Genomic DNA, 24,185 nt, shown 5'->3' on the forward strand with positions numbered 1-24,185 from the left:
CCGCCTCGCCGCGCGCAATCATCCGGACGAGTCCGTACAGGTGGCGCCGATCGGTCAGAGCGCGACGAGATCGTCGGCGTGGATCACCGGCCGACGGAGCTCGGGAGGCAGATCGGCGGTCGACCGCCCCACCGCGAGCGAGATGTCGTCGGAGTCATACGCGACGACGCCGCGTGCCCGGATCGCTCCGGTGAGGTCGACGAGTTCCACCACATCTCCGCCGTAGAACCGTCCGTTGACGCCGACGATGCCGGCAGCGAGCAGCGACCGGCGTCGTCGGGCCACCGCCGCGACCGCGCCGTCGTCGAGGACGAGTTGTCCGCGCGCATCCGCAGCATGCCGTACCCAGAAACGCCGCGCCGAGAGACGTTCGTCGCGTGCCGCGAAAGCGGTCCCGACAGAGGCGTCGGCCAGTGCCTGCGCTGCCTGCTCGGCGGCCGCGAGCAGCACCGGCACCCCGGCATCGGCCGACAGCCGCGCAGCGGCGAGCTTGGAGGCCATTCCGCCTGTACCCAGTGCCCCTCCGGAGCCGGCGATCACGCCGTCGAGATCTTCCGGCCCGTGGACCTCGGGGATCAGTCGCGCCCGCCGGCCGTCGGCGCCCACCCTGCGGGGGTCACCGTCGTAGAGGCCGTCGACATCGGACAACAGGACCAGCGCGTCGGCACCGGCGAGATGGGCGACGAGGGCAGCGAGGCGGTCGTTGTCGCCGAAGCGGATCTCGGTGGTCGCCACGGTGTCGTTCTCGTTCACCACCGCGACAGCACCGAGTGAACGCAGACGATCAAGTGTCCGTTGGGCATTCGCGTGGTGGGCGCGGTTCGAGATGTCGTCGGCGGTGAGCAACACCTGACCGACGGTGCGGCCGTAACGATGGAACGAGGTCCCCCATGCATGCGCGAGCGCCAGCTGGCCGACACTCGCTGCGGCCTGCTTGGTCGCGAGATCCGTCGGTCTGCGCTTCAGACCCAGTGGTGCGATCCCCGCTCCGATGGCCCCCGACGACACCACGATCACATCCGAACCCGCACGCATCCGCGCTTCCAGCGCATCGGCGAGACGGTCGAGGCGGCCCCGGTCCAAGCCCTCGTGCAGATCGGTCAGCGCCGACGACCCGATCTTGACCACCACACTACGGGCGCGGGCGATCCGTTCCCGGACGTCGCTCACCGGAGGCCCTGTTCGCCGTCCTCATCGGCCTGTGGCACGCCACGACGCAACCGTCGGGCCTGCTTGCGCTCGGCCGCTCCGACGCGATCGTTGCGGTCGAGCCGGATGTCTGTGCCGCGCCCGGTGATGGGGACGTCGTCGCCCATCGGGGTCATCGGCTCCCAGTCGAACGACACGTCGCCGATGGTCACGGGCGCCCCGGGTTTGGCACCCAACCGGACGAGTTCGTCCTCCACGCCGAGCCGGTTGAGCCGGTCGGCGAGGTAACCGACGGCCTCGTCGTTGTCGAACTGGGTCTGCGCGATCCAGCGCTCGGGCCGGGTACCGCGCACGATGAACCCGCCTTCGACATCGGGATCGGCCGAGACACTGAACCCCGCCTCGTCGACCGCCTTGGGTCGGATGATCTGACGGCGCGGTTGCGGCTTGGGATGACTCTCGCGATAGTCGGTGACCATCTTCGCGAGTGCGAAGGTGAGTTCGCGCAACCCCTCGTGGGAGACGGCAGAGATCCGGAAGATCGGCCAACCACGTTGTGCGAGTTCCGGTTCGACGAGATCGGCCAGGTCCGAAGCGTCGGGTACGTCGATCTTGTTCAGGATCACCACGCGCGGACGCGCAGCGAGGTCGCCGAGGCTGTGGTCGGTGTCGAGGGCGGGCTGATACGCGGCCAGCTCGGCCTCGAGGGCATCGATGTCGGAGATCGGATCACGACCGGGTTCCAGGGTGGCGCAGTCGACGACGTGCGCGAGGACTGCGCAGCGCTCCAGGTGGCGAAGAAACTCCAGCCCCAGTCCGCGTCCGGTCGAGGCGCCCGGGATCAGGCCGGGAACGTCGGCGATGGTGAACACGTCGCCCGCCGTCTGCACGACCCCGAGATTCGGCGCAAGTGTGGTGAACGGGTAGTCGGCGATCTTCGGCTTGGCCGCCGACAGCACCGACACCAACGACGACTTACCGGCCGACGGGAAACCCACCAACCCTACGTCGGCGACCGACTTCAGCTCGAGGACGAGGTCGCGGTGTTGTCCGTCCTCGCCGAGCAGGGCGAACCCCGGGGCCTTGCGCGCCTTGGACGCCAACGAGGCATTGCCCAATCCCCCACGACCACCCTGCGCGGCCTCGAACGTGGTGCCCTCGCCGACCAGGTCGGCGAGGATCTTGCCGTTCTGGTCCAGCACGACGGTGCCGTCGGGGACCTGCAGCACGAGGTCGTCTCCGGTGGCGCCGTCGCGGTTGTCGCCCGCACCCGGCTTGCCGTTGGACGCTTTGGCGTGCGGTCGGAAGTGGAAGTCGAGCAGCGTGTGTACCTGCGGGTCGACGACGAGACGGACCGAGCCGCCGTTTCCGCCGTTACCGCCGTCGGGACCACCGAGCGGCTTGAACTTCTCGCGGTGCACCGACGAGCAGCCGTGGCCGCCGTTGCCCGCTGCGACGTGAATCGTCACGCGGTCGACGAACCGAGACATCGGTGACTTCCTTCCTGAGAAAACAAGCAGGGCGGGCCGGGTACGTCATGACCCATGCCCGCCCTGTGTAGAGCTGAACGTGCTCCCGGCGTCCGGTCAGACCGACGCGGTCTCCGGGACGATGTTGACCGTCTTGCGGCCACGCTTGGTGCCGAACTCGACCGAGCCGGTCTCCAGGGCGAACAGGGTGTCGTCGCCACCGCGACCGACGTTGACGCCCGGGTGGAACTTGGTTCCGCGCTGACGGACCAGGATCTCGCCTGCGCTGACCTTCTGTCCACCGAAACGCTTCACGCCGAGCCGCTGGGCGTTTGAATCACGACCGTTGCGCGAGCTGGACGCGCCCTTCTTGTGTGCCATCTCTGCAGTCCTCCTGAGGTACGTGCGGGAATCGAGTTACTTGATACCGGTGACCTTGAGGACCGTCAGCTTCTGACGGTGACCCTGGCGCTTGTGGTAGCCGGTCTTGTTCTTGAACTTGTGGATGCGGATCTTCGGGCCCTTGACGTGCTCGACGACCTCACCGGTCACAGAGATCTTCGCCAACTTGTCCGCATCGGTGGTGAGGTTCGAGCCATCGACGACCAGCGCGACCGGCAGGCTCACGCTGCTGCCCGGCTCGCTGTCGATCTTCTCGACCTTCACAATGTCGCCCTCAGCGACCTTGTACTGCTTACCGCCGGTCTTGACGATCGCGTACGTTGCCATCGAAGCTGTCCTCTTTAACTCGTCTGTCGGACCCACGGCGCTGTTGCGCACCGGGGGTGTGTGGGTGGTGCGTGCCTGGTACGGGCCGCACGTCAGCCCCGCATCTACGCCGGGGAGTCACTACGGATCACACCAGATGCCTGCCATCGGATCTCACGTGAATGCCGGCTCCCAGGTCCTCCTGGGCGTTCCGGGCACAGCGCAAGCCCTCCGCGGAAGGCGACCAATCAAGATTACGGGACCGCTGTCGGTCCGGTCAAACTCGCGTAGACGCTCCCGGCCTGCTCACAGCGGGTCGGCATCCTCATTCCTCCGCAGGCGGCGGGCCGGCCGGCCGGCCTGCCGTCCGCCGCCGAGGCCGACGTCGGACCGCGACGGCCGCTTCGGACGACGTCGCTCCGCTCATCGGACCGAAGGTGGTCTTCGGCGCCGACGACGACGTATCGGCGGTGAGGACCACCGGCTCCGACGTTGTCGGCGGTGCGGCCGCCTGCCGGACGACCCGACGCCGGCGTTTGGTCGCGCCGGACGAGGCCTGTCGCTTGTGCGAGGCGTCGGGCGTGCTCGGCGCGTCCGCTGCGCTCTCGGTCACCCGGTCTCCCGCCGGCTGCGCGGTCTCGGGTACCGCCACGTCGCCGGTCTTGGTGACCTCGGCGCTGTCGGTCGTCCCGGACTTCTCTGCCTTGTCGGCGTTCTCGGCCTTCTCGACCTTGTCGGCCTTCTCGACCTTGTCGGCCTTCTCGGCCTTCTCGACCTTTACTGCCGAATCCACCTGATGACCGGCATCAGACCGCTCCGCCGCCCATCGGTCGTGCTGACCGATTCTCCGTGGCCCTCGGGCGAACCGTGCTCGCCCTCGTGATCATGGGAGTGCGCCGCCATCGCCCGGAACATCGGATGCTCGGCCGGATGGTGTGTCGGCTTCTGCGTATCGGGCGCCGCTTCTGTCTTGCGCCGGTTACGCCTGGAGCGCTTGGAGCCTCCGCCACCGTCGGAGCGCGCGGCATCGTCGGAACGGACCTCGACCGGATTCGCGTGCACGATGATGCCGCGTCCGCTGCAATGGGCACAGGTCGTCGAGAAGGCCTCGAGCAGACCGGTACCGAGGCGCTTACGCGTCATCTGAACCAGGCCCAGCGAAGTCACCTCCGAGACCTGGTGCCTGGTCCGGTCACGCGCGAGTGCCTCCGTGAGGCGCCGCAGCACGAGGTCCCGGTTCGATTCGAGGACCATGTCGATGAAGTCGACGATGATCATGCCGCCGATGTCGCGCAGCCGCATCTGGCGCACGATCTCCTCGGCGGCCTCGAGGTTGTTGCGGGTGACGGTCTCTTCGAGATTGCCGCCGGACCCGGTGAACTTTCCGGTGTTCACGTCGACCACCGTCATGGCCTCGGTGTGTTCGATGATCAGGGTGCCGCCCGACGGCAACCAGACCTTGCGGTCGAGCGCCTTCGCGAGCTGCTCATCGATCCGGTGCACGACGAACGAGTCCGGCGCGTCGGCGTGTGCCCGCTCGAATCGCTCCACCCGATCCATCAGATCCGGTGCGACCGCGCTGATGTAGCGCTGGACGAGATCCCACGCCTTCTGGCCCTCGACGACGAGTTTCTTGAAGTCCTCGTTGAACAGGTCGCGGACCACCCGCACCAGCAGGTCTGGCTCCTCGTAGAGGGCCTGGGGTGAGGTCGAACCCGAACCGCCCTTGGCCTTCCCGACGGCGGCATCGATCTCTTTCCACTGCCCCTCGAGGCGCTCGATGTCCGCGCCGAGGTCCTCAGCGCTGACGCCCTCGGACGCCGTACGGATGATGACGCCCGCGTCGTCGGGAACGAGTTTGCCGAGGATGCTCTTGAGTCGTTTGCGTTCGACGTCGGGCAGTTTGCGACTGATGCCCGTCGATGATCCACCCGGCACGTACACGAGGTAGCGGCCGGCCAGCGAGATCTGGGTCGTCAGACGGGCGCCCTTGTGGCCGACCGGATCCTTGCTGACCTGGACCAGCACGTTGTCGCCCGGCTTGAGCGCCTGCTCGATCTTGCGGGAGCCGCCATCGAGTCCGGCAGCGTCCCAGTTCACCTCACCGGCGTAGAGCACGCCGTTGCGTCCGCGACCGATGTCGACGAATGCCGCCTCCATCCCGGGCAGCACGTTCTGCACGCGACCGAGGTAGATGTTGCCGACCATCGACGACGAGGTCTCGGTGGTCACGAAATGCTCGACGAGCACCCCGTCCTCCAACACCGCGACCTGCGTGTAGTCCTCGACCGGCACGGCCTGTTCATGACCCTCGTCGCCGGTGTTCGCCGCAACGCCGATCGAGCTGTTCGCGCTCCGCTCGCGCACCACCATCACCCGGTCGACCGCCTCGCGGCGCGCCAGGAACTCCGACTCACTCAGGATCGGCGGTCGGCGACGACCGGCGTCACGACCGTCGCGACGGCGCTGACGCTTGGCCTCGAGGCGCGTCGATCCGGAGATGCCCTGCACCTCGTCACGCGCGCGCTTGCTCCGCGGTTCCCGCTCGTGCACCACGGTGTTCGGCGGGTCGTCCGGCGAAGCATCCTCCGAATCCGCGCCCCCCTTACGGCGGCGGCGCCGACGGCGCCGCTTGGACGAATTCTGGTCGGCATCGTCCGAGCTGGACCCTTCGTCCGCGTCGTCGGCTGCCTCGCCCTCGGCGTCCCCGCTCTCGTCGTCCGTTTCGCGGTCGGTGTCCTTCGCCTTCGCCTTCTTGCTCTTCTTGCCGGACGGACGTGCGTTCTTGTCGTCTGCAGTGGAGTCGGCGGACTCGTTGTCGGCATCCTCGTCCGATGCCTCCGACGTGTCGTCGCCGCCCGTATCGGCCTGGTCCCCGCGACCGCGACCACGGCCCCGACGGCCACGCCGGCGTCGACGCGAGCCACGGTCACCGTCGCCTGCCGAATCGTCGTCGGTCGCGCTGTCGTCGTCGCGCGACTTGTCGACGGCGTCTTCGTCCGACGTGCGCTCGCCCGTGCCCTCGCCCTTGCGTTCGGTCTTGCCATCCGGCGCCGCCGAGTTCTCGGCCTTGGTCTGGCGAGATGCGCGCTTGACGGGCTCGACCGCCTGCGGCGACAGGAAAAGGGGTTGCGACACCGCGATCTCGGCAGCCGAGATCGGGTGGTGCTGGGTCTGCTCGACCGAGGAGAACAACGTCGGCATCCCGGCAGCCGCGGGAGCAGCCTCGGAAGGCGCCTTGTTCGGCTGCTCGGCCGGTTTCTCGTCGGCCGGTTCTTCACCAGCCGGTGCTTGCGCGGCCGGTTCTTCGTCGATCTCTGCGGCCTCGGTATCCGCGGTGGTGGCGCCGGAACCGGTCGCGGGCTCGTCGGCTCCGGTCGGGCCGTCCACGGTCTGGGCGTCCGAGGTTCCTTCGGCCGCCGCCGCGTCGCCCGAAGGTGCCGTGGTGTCAGCGGGTGCGGACTCGGCGGGTGCGGTCTCGGCGGTCCCGGCGGTGTCTGCCGCGTCCTCGACCGCCTCGACGGCAGCCTCGTCGACCTCGACGTGCGCGCGCACACGGTCCGCTACGCGCTGCGCGACCTCGCGATCGATGCTCGATTGCGGGCTACGTGTCTCCACACCCAGCTCGGTCAGGTGTGCGAGCACTTGTCTGCTGGTCAGGCCCAAGGTCCTGGCCAGTGCATGCACGCGAAGCCTGCTGGGAAATTCTTCCGCCGATCCTGACGATGCGTTCGCGTCAGCCGGCGACCCGTTGTCGGTCACTCAGTCTCCTCGAGCCCCCGGGCGCGTCAGGCTGACGCGGCCACGCGAGGGCTTCACTCTGTGTCCCGGTCTCTGGTGGACCGGTGTTATGTGGTCTTCGCGCCATCTCCGCGACCTGTGAAGACTGGTCACGAGGCGGCGCCTTGCGTTGTGATGACCTCAACCGGTCAGATCTTCCACGCCATCGGGCCGCGGGCGTTCGAGCAGCCGTCCGGCTGCCAGGGCAGCCCGAGCCTGATGGGGAAGACGGGTAATCGGGGTGACCGATACCGGAGGCGTCATCCGGATGCCGACGACAAAGTGTGTCACCGACAACTGTGCAAGTATCCCACACCACGAGTCGATCCCCGCACACTATGCATGTTTGCGCGCTGCCGGGGTGTCCACGACGCGAGGAAAGCGGGCGAAAGCGACGTCAGACGCCCAGGTCAGGGAACCACAGCGCAATCTCGCGCTCGGCGGACTCCGGGGAGTCCGAGCCGTGCACGAGATTGGTCTGGGTGCTCAGTGCATAGTCGCCGCGGATGGTCCCGGGAACCGCCTTCTCGACCGGGTCGGTGCCGCCGGCGATCTGCCGAAACGCGGCCACCGCACGCGGACCTTCGAGCACGGCGGCGACCAGGGGGCCGGAGGTGATGAACTCCAGCAACGACGGGTAGAAAGGCTTGCCCTCGTGTTCGGCGTAATGCCCGCGGGCCACGTCGTCGCTCACGGTCTTGAGCTCGAGCGCCACGAGGGTCAGCCCTTTGCGCTCGATCCGGCTGATGATGTCGCCGACCAGCGACCGCTCGACGCCGTCGGGCTTGATGAGTACCAGAGTCCGTTCAGTCACGAGGTCACCTTAGCGTTGTCGACCGGTCACTCCGTCCCCGCGGGGGACGAGTCACTGGCAGTAGGTTCCGGCGACCGGGAAGAAACCGTAGTTGAACAGATTGCCCGACTTCGCTCTCGGGTCCACGACGATCTGCAGACACCCACCGGGCGACTTGAGCGCACCGGCGAGGGCCATGTCGAACTGGGCGGCGAGCGCCAGGTTCGCGGGACGATACTGCGCGGGCACGGGCAGAGACGCGACGGCGTCGGGGACCTTCATCGAGGCGGCGCGCACGGTCAGGTCGTGGGTGGCGAGGTAGCTGTACTCCCCCTCGGACACCGGCATCGGCGCGTCGGCGACCGGCAGGTCCGCCGGGTCGACGGGGGGTTCGGCATTCGCGGTACCTGCGGCCAGCGACGATCCGATCACGGCCAGAGCCATCGCGGCAGCGGCCAGGGGGCGGTGAAGGCGGGTGTTGACAGACAAGCTTTTCCTCACGTCACTGGAAGTCGGAACCACCGGGAACGCACGAAAAAGCGCCCCCCGGCAAGCGACATTGTCACAGTCCCGACGGCCGAAAAGCGAGCGGTTTGAGGTCACAGTCGGGCAACACGTGTTGCACTCGCCGAACCCGCACTGGTCGCTGCCGAACAGGCGTGGTCAGCCGTCGAGCGGTTGCTGACCGGGCAGCATGCCCCGGGAGATCCGGACCTCCACGTCGTGCTTGATGTAGGCGATGTAGACCCACACGCAGAGAAAGATCACCCCGATGACGGCGATCGACCAATGGAAGACGCCTCCGACGATCACGAGCACCTGGAGTGCCAGATCGAGTCGAAGAGCATACGAGCGGCCCTGCAGGCCGGCGGCCAGGATGTGGGCGAGAACGACCACGCCGAGGTACACACCCGACAACCAGGTCAGACCCGAGCCGATGTTCGCCACGATCGGGAACGCCAGTCCGAGGACGATGACCTCGAGTATCAGCGTCCCGGCCATCACGCCCCGAAGCCCCTTCCACGGGTCATTGGCCGGCGGGGTGAAACGCACCGGTTCCGTCATGAGGGCTCCTTGCCGAACAGCGTTCGTCCGGCGCCTGCGGTGACCACCGAGCCGGTGATCACCACACCCGCACCGGAAACTGGTTCGCCCTCGGATTCCTCGGCCAATCCGATGGCCGTCTCCACCGCATCCGGCAGGAACGGTTTCACCACGATTCGGTCCTCTCCGAAGATCGGTCGCGCGATCTCCGCGAGCGACTCGGTGTCCACCGCCCGTGGCGATCCGTTGTTGGTCAGCACGATCTGGTCGAAGACCGGCTCGACAGCCTCGAGGAAACCCTCGGCGTCTTTGTCACCCAGCATGCCGATGACGCCGACGAGTCGCCGGAAATCGAACTCCTCGGCCAACGCCTGGGCGAGGGCGCGGGCCCCGTGCGGGTTGTGCGCGGCGTCCACGAAAACAGTCGGCGCACCGCGCACACGCTCGAGCCGACCCGGGCTCGTCACCGATGCGAAACCGGAACGGATCGCGTCGATGTCGAGCTGCCGGTCGGCCCCGGCGCCGAAGAACGCTTCGACAGCGGCCAGCGCGAGCGCCGCATTCGCTGCCTGATGCGCGCCGTGCAGCGGCAGGAACACCTCGTCGTAGACACCGCCGAGCCCCTGCAGACGGAGCAGCTGACCACCGACGGCGGTCGCCGAGTCGAGCACCGCGAACTCGGAGCCCTGACGCGCGACGATCGTCTCCGATTCGACCGCCTGCCGGAGCAACACGTCCAAGACCTCGGGTTCCTGTGGCGCGATGATGGCGACCGGGTCCGTGGGAAGGAGCTCGTCGGCGTCGGCCTTCTTGATGATCCCGGCCTTCTCCGATGCGATCGCACCCAACGAGTCACCCAGATAATCGGCGTGGTCCATCGCGATCGGCGTGATCACCGCAACGGCCCCGTCGATCACGTTGGTGGCGTCCCATCGTCCACCCATCCCCGTCTCGACGACCGCGACGTCGACGGGCGCCTCGGCGAACACCGCGTACGACATCGCGATGAGCACCTCGAACTTGCTCATCCGCGGTCCGCCGCCGGCCGTCGAGGAGTCGTCGACCATGGTGATGTACGGCTCGAGCTCGCGATAGGTGTCGATGTAGTGCCGCGCACCGATCGGCTTGCCGTCCACCGCGATCCGCTCGGTGACGCGCTGCAGGTGCGGACTGGTGATCCGGCCGGTGCGTCGATGCAGTGCGATCAGCAGCGCATCGATCATGCGGGTCACCGACGTCTTGCCGTTGGTCCCCGCGATGTGGATCGAGGGGTAGCTGCGTTGCGGCGAGCCGAGCAGATCCATCAGCGCCGAGATGCGGGTCAGCGACGGCTCGATCCTGGTCTCCGGCCAGCGCGTGTCGAGCTCGGCCTCGAGCTCGGCGAGTTCGGCGAGAGTGGCCGCGTCGTCACGCGGGCCGTCGGCGGCCCGCGACGACGGCCGATCCTCGTCGTCGGTATACGTGTCTTCCGCCTCCACGTCGTCGGCATAGAGGTCGTCCGGGGCGCCGCCGCGGCCGGCGAGCAACGACCCGATGTCTGTGGGCAGCGGTGCGGCACCGAGCGGATCGGCGGCGAGCTCGTCGTGGACGAACCGATCGTCTCCGAGGTGGTCACGGTCGATGTCGTCGACGTCCTCGTCGTCGGCGCTGCCGTGCCCGATGTCGCGCGGGCTCACGAGCCGCTCAGTGCGTCGAGTGCGGCACCGAGTCGGTCGACTTCCTCGGTGGCCACCTGCTGCCGTTCGCGGATCTTGGCCACCACGTGGTCGGGCGCCTTCGACAAGAACTGATCGTTGCCGAGTTTCGCTGTCGTGCCGGCCAATTCCTTCTCCGCGGCGGCGAGGTCCTTCGTCAGGCGTTTCCGTTCGGCCGCCACGTCGACTGTTCCCGACGTATCGATCCGCACGGTCACCGTGGTGGCCGACAATCGCACGTCGATGGTTGCGGTGGCCGCAAAGGTCTCGCCGGCGGGTTCCAGACGTGCGAGCGAGTCGAGATATGCCCGGGACGGGGCCAATCCGGCGGTGTCGAGGCCGTCGATCTCGGCGGCCACGCGCTGTCCCGGCTTCAGCCCCTGGTCGCTGCGGAACCTGCGGACCTCGGTGATGAGGCGCTGCAGATCGTCGATGTGCTGGGCCGCCGAGGCGTCACCGGGGGCGTCGCTGCGCTGCGGCCACTCCGCCACCACCACCGACGGCCTTCCTGTCAGCGCCGTCCACAACACCTCACTGACGAAGGGCATCACCGGATGCAGCAGTCGCAGCAAGCTGTCGAGAACCGTGCCGAGCACCAACGAGGTGGACCGTGAACGCGCCTCGTCGTTCTCGGCGTACTGGACCTTCGCCAGCTCCAGGTACCAGTCACACACCTCGTCCCACGCGAAGTGATACAGCGCTTCGCAGGCCTTGGAGAACTCGTACGACTCGTATCCGGCGTCGGCCTCGGCGCGGACCTGCTCAAGGCGGTCGAGGATCCATCGGTCGACCTCGGTCAGTGCGGTCCGGTCGGGCAGCTCACCGGTGACCGCGCCGTTCATCATCGCGAACTTGGTCGCGTTGAACAGTTTGGTGGCGAAGTTGCGCGACGACTGGGCGTGGTCCTCACCCACCGAGATGTCACTGCCGGGGTTCGCACCACGTGCGAGCGTGAATCGCAGGGCGTCGGCGCCGAAACGCTCCACCCAGTCCAGCGGATCGATGCCGTTGCCTTTCGACTTCGACATCTTTCGGCCGTGCTCGTCGCGGACCAGGCCGTGCAGGAACAGGTTGTGGAACGGAACCTTGTTGCCCTCGCCCAGCTCCGGACCGACATAGGTGCCGAACATCATCATGCGGGCGACCCAGAAGAACAGGATGTCGTATCCGGTCACGAGAACTGAAGTCGGATAGAACTTCTCGAGGTCAGCGGATTTGTCCGGCCATCCCATCGTGGAGAAGGGCCAGAGTCCGGACGAGAACCAGGTGTCGAGAACGTCGGTGTCCTGCACGTACCCTTCGGGCACCTCGTCATCGGGGCCGACGCAGACCACCTCGCCGTCCGGGCCGTACCAGATCGGGATGCGGTGGCCCCACCACAACTGTCGCGAGATGCACCAGTCGTACATGCTGTCGACCCAGCCGAACCAGCGCGGTTCCATCGACGTCGGGTGGATCACGGTGTCGCCGTTGCGCACCGCGTCACCCGCGGCCTTGGCCAGGGTTTCGACCTTGACCCACCACTGCATGGACAGCCGCGGTTCGATCGGTTCCCCGGTGCGTTCCGAGTGACCGACGCTGTGCAGGTAGGGCCGTACCTCTTTGACGATGCGCCCTTGCTCGGCGAGTGCCTCACGCACCTTGACCCGGGCCTCGAACCGATCCATTCCGTCGAACGGCGTCCCCGTGTCGGCGATCCGGGCTTCGTCATCCATGATCGTGGGCATCGGCAGGTTGTGCCGCTGTCCGATCGCGAAGTCGTTCGGATCGTGCGCGGGCGTGATCTTGACTGCACCACTACCGAATTCGGGGTCGACGTAGTCATCGGCGATCACGGGGATCTTCCGATCGGAGAACGGGTGCTCGAGCTCGGTGCCGATCAGATGTGCGTAGCGCTCGTCCTCGGGATGCACCGCGATCGCGGTGTCGCCGAGCATCGTCTCGAGCCGAGTGGTGGCGACGACGATGTGGGGCTCCGCGTCGTCGAGACTGCCGTACCGGAAGCTGACGAGTTCACCCTCGACGTCGGCATAACTGACCTCGATGTCACTGATGGCGGTCTTGAGCACCGGCGACCAGTTGACCAGCCGCTCCGCCCGGTAGATCAGGCCGTCGTCGAACATCTGCTTGAACACGGTCTGTACCGCGCGCGACAGGCCGTCGTCCATGGTGAACCGCTCGCGACTCCAGTCGACACTGTCGCCGAGACGCCGCATCTGGGTGCCGATGTTGTCGCCGATCTCGGCCTTCTCGGTCCATACCCGTTCGATGAATGCCTCACGACCGAGATCGTCGCGAGTCAATCCCTCACCGGCGAGCTTGCGCTCGACCATCGTCTGCATGGCGATCGCGGCGTGATCCATACCGGGCAGCCACAACACCTCGTAGCCCTGCATGCGCCGGCGACGCGCGAGAGCATCCATCAGGACGTGTTCGTAGGCGTGGCCCATGTGCAGGGAGCCGTTGACATTCGGCGGTGGGATGACGATGGAGAAGGCCGGCCGGTCGCTGGTGGCATCGGCGGTGAAGTAGCCGGCATCCACCCAGCCCTGATAGAGCCTGCCCTCGTGTTCGGCGGGGTCCCAGGACTTCGGCAATTCACGGGTGGGATCGGATGTGGTCACCCCCCAATCTTAGGGAACGGTCCCCGCTGGACTGCACTCCCGTACGTGTTCGGCCGGCACGGCCGGACGTCCCTCACACGTGAAGCCGGTGCAGGTCCTCCGGCGCGTTGACGTTGGTGAGCCACTCGGGGTTGCTGACGGCGACACGATGGGTGGTCAGGAGGTCGAGCGCCGCGAGCATCCGACGCTCGCCGGCGTCGGTCAGGCGACCGAGCGTACCGGCCACATCGGTGCGATAGACCCCGGCCATCGGATGGTCGCGCTGCGCGTCCGTCGCGATCACCACCTGGTTGGACGCCGTCACCCCACGCATCAGTTCGTCGACGAGATCGACGGAGATCAGCGGCATGTCGGTGGCGCACACGAACGCCCATTCCGCACCCGCCTCGGCGGCCCTCGCCAATCCGACCGCGAGCCCGCCGAGCGGCCCCGTACCCGGCGCCTCATCGGTGACCCACTGAGCTTCGGGACCACCGGATCCATACAGCGACCGGTAGGCCGCCGACTCCTCGTTGGCGACAACCAACACCGGTTGACAGCGCTCCCCGACCACTCGCACCACCCGGGCCAGCATCGGCTCACCCTCCCAGTCCAGAGCCGCCTTGTCCCGGCCCATCCGCCGTGAGCGACCACCCGCCAGCACGATCCCCGCCACCCGCTGTCCTGCATCCTGTTGCGCCATGGGACCAGTCTCTGCGAAGCGTCCGGCCTCTGGGGGCAAGATGGTGATATGAGTTCCGCACAGCCTCACGAGGAGACCCCCATCACCGAGCCCGATGCCGTCCACGTCGGGCATGTGAAGGGTTACGCGGCCGGCGTGCCCGCGGTGGCCGTCGCACTGGCTCGCGGACTGGAGCAGATGGGACCGGTCCGGACGGCACGCACCCTCACCAAGCTCAATCAGCGCGACGGCTTCGACTGCCCCGGATGCGCGTGGCCGGAGACCCCCGGACACCGCAAGCACGCCGAGTTCTGTGAGAACGGGGCCAAGGCGGTCGCCGAGGAGGCCACCAGACGGCGGGTCACCCCCGAGTTCTTCGCCGCCCACTCGGTCGCCGACCTGCGCGAGAAGTCGGGATACTGGCTCTCCCAGCAGGGGCGGCTCACCCATCCCGTGTACCTGGCTCCCGGCGACACCCATTACCGGGAGGTGACCTGGGACGAGGCCAACCGCATCATTGCCGACGAATTCGCCGCGATGTCGTCCCCGAACGAGGCCGTCTTCTATACGTCGGGGCGGACCAGCAACGAGGCCGCTTTCGTCTACCAGCTGTTTGCTCGCAGCGTCGGCACCAACAACCTCCCCGACTGCTCCAACATGTGCCACGAGTCGTCCGGTGCGGCGCTCGGCGCGTCGATCGGGATCGGCAAGGGTTCGGTCACGGTGCCCGACATCGAGGCCGCAGACCTCATCCTCATCGCCGGTCAGAACCCCGGCACCAATCATCCGCGCATGTTGTCCACCCTGGAGAAGGCCAAGCACAACGGTGCCCGGATCATCGCGATCAACCCGCTGCCCGAGGCGGGACTGATGCGATTCAAGGATCCCCAGAAGGTGAGTGGTGTTCTCGGGCACGGCGTGAAGCTCGCCGACGACTTCCTGCAGATCCGACTCGGCGGTGACATGGCCCTGTTCCGCGGAGTGGCACGCCTGCTCCTCGAGGCCGAGCGCGCTTCCCCGGGAACGGTTTTCGACACCGACTTCCTGAACCGCCATTGCGCCGGGGTCGACGACTACCTCCGGCTGCTCGACGACGTGGACTTCGCCGATATCTTGGAGGCGACCGGGCTGAGCCATTCGGCGATCGCCGACCTCGCAGATGCCGTCAGAACGTCGGAACGGATCGTGCTCTGCTGGGCGATGGGTCTCACCCAGCATCACCACGCCGTCGCCACCATCGGCGAAGGCACCAATGTGTTGTTGCTGCGCGGCATGATCGGGAAACCAGGCGCCGGGCTGTGCCCGGTCCGTGGCCACTCCAACGTGCAGGGCGACCGCACGATGGGGATCTTCGAGAAGATGCCCGAGTCGTTCCTGGCCGCACAGGACAGCGAGTTCGGCATCGCGAGTCCGCGTGCGCACGGCTACGACACCGTCGCGGCGATCGGGGCGATGGCGCGGGGTGACGTCCGGTTGTTCGTCGCGATGGGCGGCAACTTCGTCTCCGCGGCCCCGGACACCGAATACACCCGGGCGGCGCTCGAGCGATGCGCGCTGACCGTTCAGATCAGCACCAAGCTCAACGAGTCACATCTCGCCACCGGTGGCGCCGCACTGATCCTGCCCACCCTCGGGCGCACCGACAAGGACATCGCGAACGGTGCCGCCCAACAGGTTTCGGTGGAGGACTCGATGTCGGTGGTCCACCTGTCCCGCGGATCGTTACCGCCGGCGTCACGAGAACTCCACAGCGAGGTGGCGATCGTCTGCGACATCGCGACCGCCGTTCTCGGTCCGGAGCATCCGGTGCCCTGGCAGACGTTCCGCGGCGACTACGACACGATCCGCGATCGCATCTCCCGGGTGATCCCCGGCTTCGAGAACTTCAACACCCGCGTGCGGATGTCCGACGGATTCGTCCTGCCGCATCCGCCGCGGGATCGACGCGAGTTCGAGACCCCGACCTCTCGCGCCAACTTCGCCGTGCATCCCCTCGAATGGGTTCGCGTCCCGCCCGGACGGCTGATCCTGCAGACGCTGCGCAGCCATGACCAGTACAACACCACGATCTACGGGCACGACGATCGCTACCGCGGGATCAAGGGCAATCGCCGGGTCATCATGCTGAACCCCGACGACATCGTCAGTTGGAGCCTGCGGTCGGGCGACCAGGTGGACATCATCTCAGAGTTCGCCGGCCCGGACGGCGTACAGGAGCGACGGGTCCGCGGGTTCGAGGTGGTCGCCTATGCGACGCCGCGCGGGAATGCCGCCGCCTACTACCCGGAGACCAATCCGTTGGTCCCGCTCGGGTCCGTGGCGAAGGACTCGAACACTCCGGTGTCGAAGGCGGTCGTCGTGCGCCTCGAGCCCACCCCGGCGTAACTCTCGCACAACACAGAACTCCCGGATACACACCGCATTTCGGGTGGATCCGGGAGTTCTCGGGATGTGGCGGAGCGTCAGGCGCTCTTGTCGCGCCGCTCGTCGCGGCCTTCCTTGCGCGGCACTATCGTCGGGAGAACGTTGTCGCGCACCGTCTCTCCGGTGACGACGACTTTCTCGACATCGTCGCGGCTCGGGATGTCATACATCACCGGCAGCAGGACTTCTTCCATGATCGCGCGCAGCCCACGAGCGCCGGTGCCGCGGTGGATGGCCTGATCCGCGATCGCCTCCAGCGCGTCCTGCGCGAACTCGAGTTCGACGTTGTCCATCTCGAAGAGCTTGGTGTACTGCTTCACCAGCGCGTTCTTGGGCTCGGACAGGATGCTCACAAGCGAGTCCTTGTCCAGGTTGGTGACCGACGCCAGGATCGGCAGACGGCCGATGAACTCGGGGATCAGACCGAACTTGATCAGGTCCTCGGGCATCACCTCGGCGAAGTGGTCCGTGGTGTCGACCTCGTCCTTGCTCGTGACCTCGTTGCCGAACCCGATGCCCCGCTTACCGATTCGTTCGGAGACGATCTTCTCCAGTCCTGCGAACGCACCGGCCACGATGAACAGCACATTGGTGGTGTCGATCTGGATGAACTCTTGATGGGGATGCTTGCGCCCACCCTGCGGCGGCACCGATGCCTGCGTTCCCTCGAGGATCTTCAGCAGCGCCTGCTGTACGCCTTCTCCCGACACGTCGCGGGTGATCGACGGGTTCTCGCTCTTGCGCGCGACCTTGTCGACCTCATCGATGTAGATGATCCCGGTCTCGGCACGCTTCACGTCGTAATCCGCCGCCTGGATCAGCTTGAGGAGGATGTTCTCCACATCTTCGCCGACATAACCGGCCTCGGTGAGGGCCGTGGCGTCCGCGATCGCGAACGGCACGTTGAGCATCTTCGCGAGGGTCTGCGCGAGATAGGTCTTGCCGCAGCCGGTCGGTCCGAGCATCAGGATGTTGGACTTGGCGATCTCGACGGTCTCACCGCTACGTGAGTCCTTCTTCTCCCCCGCCTGGATGCGCTTGTAGTGGTTGTAGACAGCCACGGCGAGTGTCCGCTTGGCGGTGTCCTGGCCGATGACGTAGTTCTCGAGGAAGTCGCGGATCTCGACCGGCTTCGGCAGCTCGTCGAGTTTCACGTCGCCGTTCTCGGCGAGCTCCTCCTCGATGATCTCGTTGCACAGGTCGATGCACTCATCGCAGATGTACACGCCGGGCCCGGCGATCAGCTTCTTGACCTGCTTCTGACTCTTTCCGCAGAAAGAGCACTTCAGCAGATCGCCACCGTCTCCGATTCGTGCCATCTGTGCTGTACCTTCCTTGTTGCTCCGGTCGAACCGGCGGACCGTCTCCGCGTGCAGCCGGGCGCGGGCCACCGATCGGCAATCGGAATGCCCATTAACCCGACGGTACCCGCGTGCCGCTCGAACTTCGACCGATAAGGACAAATGTCGTGTCCGGACTTCGGTCGTCTTCTGTCAATCTGGTGTACATCTTCGCCCTGCGCATCGGCTGCTGTGAGGCATCGCGGCGCAGACGTCAAGGATGACCGTTGCCGGTGTCCTCGGGCACGCACATCGGCCCGGCGTGTCGAGCCGATGTGCATGCCGATGTGTCAGGACGACGATTTCTTGAACGACTTCTTGCGGTATTCGAAGACCTCGTCCACGATGCCGTATTCTTTTGCCGCCTCGGCGGTCAGGATGTTGTCGCGGTCGGTGTCCCGCCGGATCTTGGCCGGGTCCTGGCCGGTGTGACCGGCGAGGATCTCGTCGAGGCGATTGCGGATCCGCTCGATCTCTGCGGCCTGGATCTCCAGGTCGGAGACCTGCCCCTGATATGCGCCACCGGTCCGCGGCTGGTGGATCAGGATCGTCGCGTTCGGCAGCGCCGCACGCTTGCCCGGTGTACCACCGGCCAGCAGGATCGCCGCGGCCGATGCCGCCTCACCGAGGCAGACCGTCACGATGTCGCAGTGGACGTACTGCATCGTGTCGTAGATCGCGAGCATGTCCGGCACGCTGCCGCCCGGCGAGTTGATGTACATCGTGATGTCCCGGTCCGGATCCTGTGACTCCAGGACGAGCAGCTGTGCCATGACGTCGTTGGCGACGGTCTGGTCGATCGGCGTACCGACGAACACGATGCGCTCTTCGAACAGCTTCGCGTACGGGTCGTACTGACGCTGACCGTTGGGCGTGTGCTCGATGAACTGCGGGAGGATGTACCGCGCCTGGATGGCGCGCAGCGCGAGCGCCGACGCCGGGATACCGGCCGCGACGTCGGCCGGCATCGAATCCGGCAGTCGGGAGTCGAGCGAGGTGGAGTTGGTCATCTTGTGCTCCGTTGCTGTGAGTGGCCTCGTGGGACTGGGGTGGTCGGAGGAGATCAGGACGGCATCACCGATGCACGCGTGACCACGTGATCGACGAGGCCGTAGTCTTTGGCCTCCTGCGCCGTGAACCACTTGTCGCGGTCGGCGTCGGCCTCGATCTTCTCCAGCGGCTGGCCACTGAACTCGGCGTTGAGGCGGTTCATCTCCTTCTTGGTGGCCGCGAACTGCTCGGCCTGGATGGCGATGTCGGCCGCCGTACCGCCGATTCCCGCCGACGGCTGGTGCATCATGATGCGCGCGTGCGGCAGTGCGTGCCGCTTACCCGGGGTCCCCGCCGCCAGGAGGAACTGCCCCATCGATGCCGCCATGCCCATGGCATACGTCGCCACGTCGCACTCCGCCAGCTGCATCGTGTCGAAGATGGCCATACCCGAGGTGACCGAACCACCCGGGGAATTGATGTAGAGGTTGATGTCGCGCGTCGGATCCTCGGCGGCGAGCAACAGGATCTGCGCGCACAACCGGTTCGCGATGTCGTCGTCGACCTGGGTACCGAGGAAGATGATGCGCTCTCGGAGCAGTCGCTCGAACACGGAGTCGGTCAGGTTCAGCCCGGCCACTCCCGAACTCAGCGTTGGTGTGTGGATGGTCGGCTCACTCACAGTTCCTACCTTTGCCTGTCGTGGTGACATGCGGCCTTCGACCGCGTCAACCGATTACGGGTCTACCTTCGTCGCTGCGATGCCCGGGGTGGGCCCGGTTGCCATCTCGACGTCTTCATCGACACTAACCAATGCGACCGGACGGACAGTCCCCATGACACCGCTCTTCGCTGAGAGCAGAACAGCCGGGGACGGGTGGTGACCCGGCTCCGGCTGTTCGCGCCACTACGTGTGGATTCTCAGTTCTCCGTGCTGTCGTCGTCGGCCGAGTCGTCGGCGTCTTCCTCGGGCTTGCCGAAGAACTCGTCGGTGTCCACGGCCGCGCCCTTGCTGTCGGTCACGGTCACGTCCGAGACGATTCCGGCGAGTGCCTTGCCACGCCGGACATCGGCGTAGACCGCACCGACCTGACCGGCATTCTGCAACTGCTGGATGAATTCCTGCGGCTGCATTCCGTAGCGCTGCGCCTGGAAGAGGATCTGCTGGGTCAGCTCGTCCTGCGAGACCTCGGTCTCCTGCTGTTCGGCGATGGCGTCGAGCAGCAGCTGCGTCTTGACCGATTTCTCGGCCTCCTCGCGGGCCTCGTTGTCCCACTCCTCGCGCGTCTTGCCCTGCGCCTCGAGGAACTTGGCGACCTGCTCGTCATCATGGCCGAGCGCGTGGATCACCTGATGCTGCTGGCCCTCGATCTCGTCGGCGACGACCTTCTCCGGCAGCGGGATCTCCACCTTCTCGAGGAGCTCCTCGAGAACCTTGTCACGGATCGCGTTGGCCTGCTCGAGCTTCTTCGACTGCTCGACGCGCTCGACGAGGCTGTCGCGCAGTTCGGCGACGGTGTCGAACTCGCTGGCCATCTGGGCGAACTCGTCGTCGAGCTCCGGGAGTTCGCGCTCCTTGACCGAGTTCACGGTCACGGTCACCTGGGCGTCCTCACCGGCATGGTCGCCGGCGACGAGCTTGGTGGTGAACTCCTTGGTCTCGCCCGTCGTCATCCCGACCAGCGCGTCGTCGAGGCCCTCGATCAGTTGCCCGGAGCCGACCTCGTGCGACAGCCCCTCGGTCGAAGCTTCGTCGACGGCCTCGCCGTCGACGGTCGCCGCGAGGTCGATCGAGACGAAATCACCGTTCTCGGCACCACGGTCGACACCGGTCAGCGTGCCGAACCGGGCCCGGAGACCTTCTACCTGCTCGTCGACCTCTGCGTCGTCGACCTCGATGGCATCGACCTCGACGGCCAGCGTCGAATAGTCCGGCAGCTCGACATCCGGGCGGACGTCGACCTCTGCGGTGAAGGTGACCGGATCTCCGTAGACCAGCTCGCCGAGATCGATCTCGGGCTGACCGATCGCGTTGGTCTCGGTCTCCTCGACGGCCTGCGAGTACTTCGCGGGCAGCGCATCGTTGACCACCTGGGCGAGGATCGAATCGCGCCCGACGCGTGCCTCGATCAGCTTCGCGGGCGCCTTACCCGGACGGAAGCCCGGGATCCGGATCTGCTGGGCCAGAGACTTGTAGGCCCGGTCGAACTCCCCGGACAGCTCCTCGAAGGGGATCTCGACATTGAGCTTCACTCGGGTCGGGCTCAGCTGCTCGACGGTGCTCTTCACGCCTGCTCCTAACATCTGCATTTCTGCGTCGGGTAATGACAAGTCTCGAGGTCGTTCACCTGAGTCGGGATGACAGGATTTGAACCTGCGACCCTCCGCTCCCAAAGCGGATGCGCTACCAAGCTGCGCCACATCCCGGTCGACCCCCTCGTCGCGGCACGTACCGGAGACCGGCGAGAACGCAGAACAGGGCCAACAGAAGATAGTACGTTGCGGTGTGCCGACGACCTAAACGGGTGCTCCCCGCACCTGGGTGGATGAGAGATCACGTGGCGATTTCGAGATCGCCGACCCCACCGGGTACAGTCTGGTGCGCACGCGACTCCGGTGGCGATCCCACAGGTGACGCGGCACGCGGGTGTAGCTCAATGGTAGAGCCCTAGTCTTCCAAACTAGCTACGCGGGTTCGATTCCCGTCACCCGCTCCACACGTACCGATACCGCGGCCTCCCATGGTCCCGGACCGGGCCCGACCACTGGACGTCACTGTGATGTACGCCACATCGGGCGTAGGGTTGGGGCATGTCGTCCAGCCATTCGAAGAGTCCACGCAAGTGCCCGAGTTGCGGTGCAAATCTGTACATCCGCAAGGACGTCACGCACTCGGACGCCGGCCCGGGACGTGTCGACGTCATGCTCGTATGCCGCGACGAGTCCTGCTCCCAACCGGCTCGTCATATCCGGACCGAGCACCCACAGCACGCCTGACGGACCGATCTCACCAGCGCGCTCGTCGCGAGCGTGAGCGCGCCCCACTGGCCTGGGCAATCACAATTCTCAACGCGCGTTGGCATTCGTCACACATGTGTCGCACCATTGGTACCGACGGCGGATACCACCGAGGGGGTCGGAGGACGTCGCCGGAGACCTGATTCAGAGACAGCCCTGGGGGACGCATGATCTTGCCCGACGACCGAACGCGCCCGGCCCCGCCGCCGACCCGTCGTACGACGACCCTTCGCCGCCGACTGCTCGCCGCCGCGGCGACCCTGTCGATGATCGCGGGCGGGGTCATCGCCGGCACCCCCGACGCAGCCGCGGACGACGTCGCCATGCCCACGCCTCTGCCCGACAGCTTCTACAGAATCCCCGAGAACATCGGGAAGTATGCGCCCGGTGACGTGATATCGGTGCGCGGGCGGCCCAATCCTCCCGCCTTCTTCGATGTCCGGACCTACCAGATCAAGTTCCGTTCCTCCGACAGTCAGGGCAAGCCGATCTCGGCCGTGACCACCCTGCTGGTGCCCAGCAAGAAGCGTGTGAACGGTCCACTCTTGTCGTTCCAGCACATCATCAACGCGACCGGCCTGGAATGCGCACCGTCGCAAGCACTCTGGACCCAGGACCCGAATCTGACGATCCGCGAGGCCCCGGCACTCAACGTCGCCCTCCAACGTGGATGGACGATCGCGATCCCTGACCACCTGGGGCCGCGCAGCGCGTATGGGGCGGCCAAGCTCGGCGGTCAGATCACACTGGACGGCATCCGCGCGGTACAGCGATTCGGGCCGGCGCAGGTGGCCCACAGCCGCGTCGGAATGGCCGGCTATTCCGGTGGCGGGATGGCAACCGCGTGGGCAGCAGCCCTCGCACCGAAGTACGCGCCCGACCTCGACATCGTCGGTGCCGCCTACGGCGGCGTGCCGATGAACCTGATCAAGATGGCGGAGGGGCTGGGCTACAACAACCCGCATCCCGCCTTCGGCCTGGCATTCGCCGCCGCCATCGGTGTGGCGCGCGAGTATCCCGAGCAGATCCCGATGATGAAGTACCTGTCGCCGCTCGGCAGGCAGATGTATCAGGGCATGCGCAACGCGTGCACCAACGACATCCTGCGCCTGGGCGCAGGGCACGACGCCCAGCAGGTCACCATCGGCGGTCGCGCGATCTTCGACAACAAGGATGCGCGCCGAGTCGTCGAAGAGAACAGCCTGTCGCTCTATCCGGGCATCCCGCGGACCCCGATTTTCGAGTGGCACAGCCCGACCGATGTCCTCATCCCGGTCTCGTCGATCGACTACACGATCAACCGATACTGTCGGGCAGGTGCTCGCGTCCAGCGACTGCTGACACCGTCGCCCGACCATCTGTCGGCGGCTGTCATCGGCCTGCTTCCCGCCTTCCAGTACCTCACCGACCGCTTCAACGGGGCTCCCGCCCCGAGTAGCTGCTGATCGAGTCTGCGCGGGGTCTCTCGAGTATCCGGGTGACCCCGCGGGAACGTTGCATCGGATCGCGCTTCGACGCCACGGGGCACCTCCCGGAATGTGACGGTTGTCACCGCCACTGGGTCATGCGCCCCGGTCACCACGCTGTTCGTCGGCTCACCCCGGCCGCCGGGCAGAATCGGTGAAATGTTCGGCGTATCGGCTTTGGCCCGATGACAACGTTTGTGTAACGATGGTTGAGCGCTCCGGGGGAAGCGCTTCAGTAACTCAAACTGCAAAGGTCTCTCCGTGTTGACATCGAAGCCTTCACGTCGCGTCCGTCGCGGCCTGACACAACGTGCGATCGCCATCGTGATCGGTGCGCTCGCCGTCGTGCTCGCTCTGCCGATCGCGGCCAGCGCCGCACCCACGACCATCAGCCCGGTGCCGGGGCTGCCTCCGCTGACGATCCCGGACATCCCGGGAGCCCCGCAGATCCCGGGCGCCCCGTCGACGCCGAAGAGCACCCCGAAGCCGAAGCCGACTCCGACCACGCCGGAGAAGCCGAAGGGTCCGGCGATCCCGGGTGTGAAGACCTCGACGGGCTGGGTCGCACTCGCCGACGACGCCTCCCACCAGATCACCTGGTGGCACAACGGCACACAGGTCAAGACCATGCCGATCTCGATGGGGACGAACGATCACCCGACCCCGAACGGCGTGTACCACACCAAGGAGAAGTACCGCGACATGTACATGGACTCGTCCACGTACGGCGTTCCGGTCGACTCCGCCGAGGGGTACCGCACCTACGTCGAGTACGCGACCCGCATGTCGTGGGACGGCATCTTCATCCACGCCGCGCCGTGGTCGGTGTCGCAGCAGGGCCGCAGCAACGCCAGCCACGGGTGCATCAACATCAGCACCGAGAACGGCAAGTGGGTGTTCAACACCATCCCGCGCAACACACCGATCGTCGTGCGCGGCACCGTCGGCCCGAAGTACACCGGCGACTGAGCGAGCGCACCAGCGTCATGCGCGACTGAACGACGAAGAAGGCCCGGTCCACACGG

17 protein-coding genes, 2 tRNA genes and 1 pseudogene are annotated in these 24,185 nt (G+C 66.6%); 4 read left to right on the forward strand and 16 right to left on the reverse strand.

What is annotated here, in order from left to right; genetic code table 11:
- Positions 1–54 precede the first annotated feature (54 nt).
- The 11 genes and pseudogenes from proB to GTV32_RS06405 all read right to left on the reverse strand — a co-directional run bounded on the left by proB (position 55) and on the right by GTV32_RS06405 (position 13,943).
- Positions 55–1,170, reverse strand: a complete 1,116-nt coding sequence (gene proB, locus GTV32_RS06355) for a glutamate 5-kinase (RefSeq protein ID WP_161059411.1) — start codon at positions 1,168–1,170, stop codon at positions 55–57.
- A complete protein-coding gene (gene obgE / locus GTV32_RS06360; RefSeq protein ID WP_161059412.1) occupies positions 1,167–2,639 on the reverse strand; it encodes a GTPase ObgE in 1,473 nt (490 codons plus the stop codon). Before obgE ends, proB begins: the two co-directional genes overlap by 4 nt.
- Before the next feature lie 96 nt (positions 2,640–2,735).
- Positions 2,736–2,999 carry a 50S ribosomal protein L27 gene (gene rpmA, locus GTV32_RS06365; protein ID WP_161059413.1) on the reverse strand — a complete coding sequence of 88 codons (264 nt, stop codon included), beginning with the start codon at positions 2,997–2,999 and terminating at the stop codon, positions 2,736–2,738.
- A 36-nt stretch (positions 3,000–3,035) separates the two neighbouring features.
- Complete coding sequence (gene rplU / locus GTV32_RS06370) at positions 3,036–3,347, reverse strand: 50S ribosomal protein L21 (protein ID WP_161059414.1); 312 nt, start codon at positions 3,345–3,347, stop codon at positions 3,036–3,038.
- 304 nt (positions 3,348–3,651) lie between these two features.
- Positions 3,652–7,088 (reverse strand): annotated as a pseudogene (locus tag GTV32_RS06375) (translation initiation factor IF-2 N-terminal domain-containing protein).
- A gap of 415 nt (positions 7,089–7,503) precedes the next feature.
- Positions 7,504–7,920, reverse strand: a complete 417-nt coding sequence (ndk, locus tag GTV32_RS06380) for a nucleoside-diphosphate kinase (RefSeq protein ID WP_161059415.1) — start codon at positions 7,918–7,920, stop codon at positions 7,504–7,506.
- A gap of 51 nt (positions 7,921–7,971) precedes the next feature.
- Positions 7,972–8,343 (reverse strand): hypothetical protein, encoded by a 372-nt coding sequence (locus tag GTV32_RS06385; protein WP_237421722.1) that lies wholly within the window; start codon positions 8,341–8,343, stop codon positions 7,972–7,974.
- A 219-nt stretch (positions 8,344–8,562) separates the two neighbouring features.
- Positions 8,563–8,964, reverse strand: a complete 402-nt coding sequence (locus tag GTV32_RS06390) for a DUF4233 domain-containing protein (RefSeq protein ID WP_161059417.1) — start codon at positions 8,962–8,964, stop codon at positions 8,563–8,565.
- Positions 8,961–10,619 (reverse strand): folylpolyglutamate synthase/dihydrofolate synthase family protein, encoded by a 1,659-nt coding sequence (locus GTV32_RS06395; protein WP_343287229.1) that lies wholly within the window; start codon positions 10,617–10,619, stop codon positions 8,961–8,963. The genes GTV32_RS06390 and GTV32_RS06395 overlap by 4 nt, the downstream gene beginning before the upstream one ends.
- A complete protein-coding gene (locus GTV32_RS06400) occupies positions 10,616–13,261 on the reverse strand; it encodes a valine--tRNA ligase (protein ID WP_161059418.1) in 2,646 nt (881 codons plus the stop codon). The genes GTV32_RS06395 and GTV32_RS06400 overlap by 4 nt, the downstream gene beginning before the upstream one ends.
- Before the next feature lie 73 nt (positions 13,262–13,334).
- On the reverse strand, positions 13,335–13,943 hold the full coding sequence (locus tag GTV32_RS06405) for a molybdenum cofactor guanylyltransferase (protein ID WP_161059419.1): 609 nt from the start codon (positions 13,941–13,943) through the stop codon (positions 13,335–13,337).
- A gap of 48 nt (positions 13,944–13,991) precedes the next feature.
- Here GTV32_RS06405 and GTV32_RS06410 point away from each other — a divergent pair, with 48 nt between their 5' ends.
- Positions 13,992–16,307, forward strand: coding sequence for an FdhF/YdeP family oxidoreductase (locus GTV32_RS06410; protein ID WP_161059420.1), 2,316 nt, complete (start codon positions 13,992–13,994; stop codon positions 16,305–16,307).
- Between the two features lie 77 nt (positions 16,308–16,384).
- On the opposite strand, the gene clpX is transcribed toward GTV32_RS06410, so the two are convergent.
- The 5 genes from clpX to GTV32_RS06435 form a co-directional block, all read right to left on the reverse strand.
- Complete coding sequence (clpX, locus tag GTV32_RS06415; protein WP_161059421.1) at positions 16,385–17,665, reverse strand: ATP-dependent Clp protease ATP-binding subunit ClpX; 1,281 nt, start codon at positions 17,663–17,665, stop codon at positions 16,385–16,387.
- A gap of 311 nt (positions 17,666–17,976) precedes the next feature.
- Positions 17,977–18,696 (reverse strand): ATP-dependent Clp protease proteolytic subunit, encoded by a 720-nt coding sequence (locus GTV32_RS06420; protein WP_161059422.1) that lies wholly within the window; start codon positions 18,694–18,696, stop codon positions 17,977–17,979.
- Between the two features lie 53 nt (positions 18,697–18,749).
- Complete coding sequence (locus GTV32_RS06425; protein ID WP_161059423.1) at positions 18,750–19,358, reverse strand: ATP-dependent Clp protease proteolytic subunit; 609 nt, start codon at positions 19,356–19,358, stop codon at positions 18,750–18,752.
- A gap of 239 nt (positions 19,359–19,597) precedes the next feature.
- Positions 19,598–20,965: a trigger factor gene (gene tig / locus GTV32_RS06430; protein ID WP_161059424.1), complete on the reverse strand. Its 1,368-nt coding sequence runs from the start codon at positions 20,963–20,965 to the stop codon at positions 19,598–19,600.
- A gap of 64 nt (positions 20,966–21,029) precedes the next feature.
- Positions 21,030–21,103, reverse strand: a tRNA-Pro gene (locus GTV32_RS06435).
- A 216-nt stretch (positions 21,104–21,319) separates the two neighbouring features.
- Here GTV32_RS06435 and GTV32_RS06440 point away from each other — a divergent pair.
- From GTV32_RS06440 to GTV32_RS06455, 3 genes are all read left to right on the forward strand, one after another.
- Positions 21,320–21,393 (forward strand) — tRNA-Gly (locus tag GTV32_RS06440).
- Positions 21,394–21,960: 567 nt separating this feature from the next.
- A complete protein-coding gene (locus GTV32_RS06450; protein ID WP_237421724.1) occupies positions 21,961–23,139 on the forward strand; it encodes a lipase family protein in 1,179 nt (392 codons plus the stop codon).
- Positions 23,140–23,421: 282 nt separating this feature from the next.
- Entirely contained in the window at positions 23,422–24,129 is a 708-nt protein-coding gene (locus tag GTV32_RS06455) for a L,D-transpeptidase (RefSeq protein ID WP_161059427.1), read from the forward strand.
- Positions 24,130–24,185 lie beyond the last annotated feature (56 nt).

Source organism: Gordonia sp. SID5947, from assembly GCF_009862785.1.
Lineage (GTDB): Bacteria > Actinomycetota > Actinomycetes > Mycobacteriales > Mycobacteriaceae > Gordonia.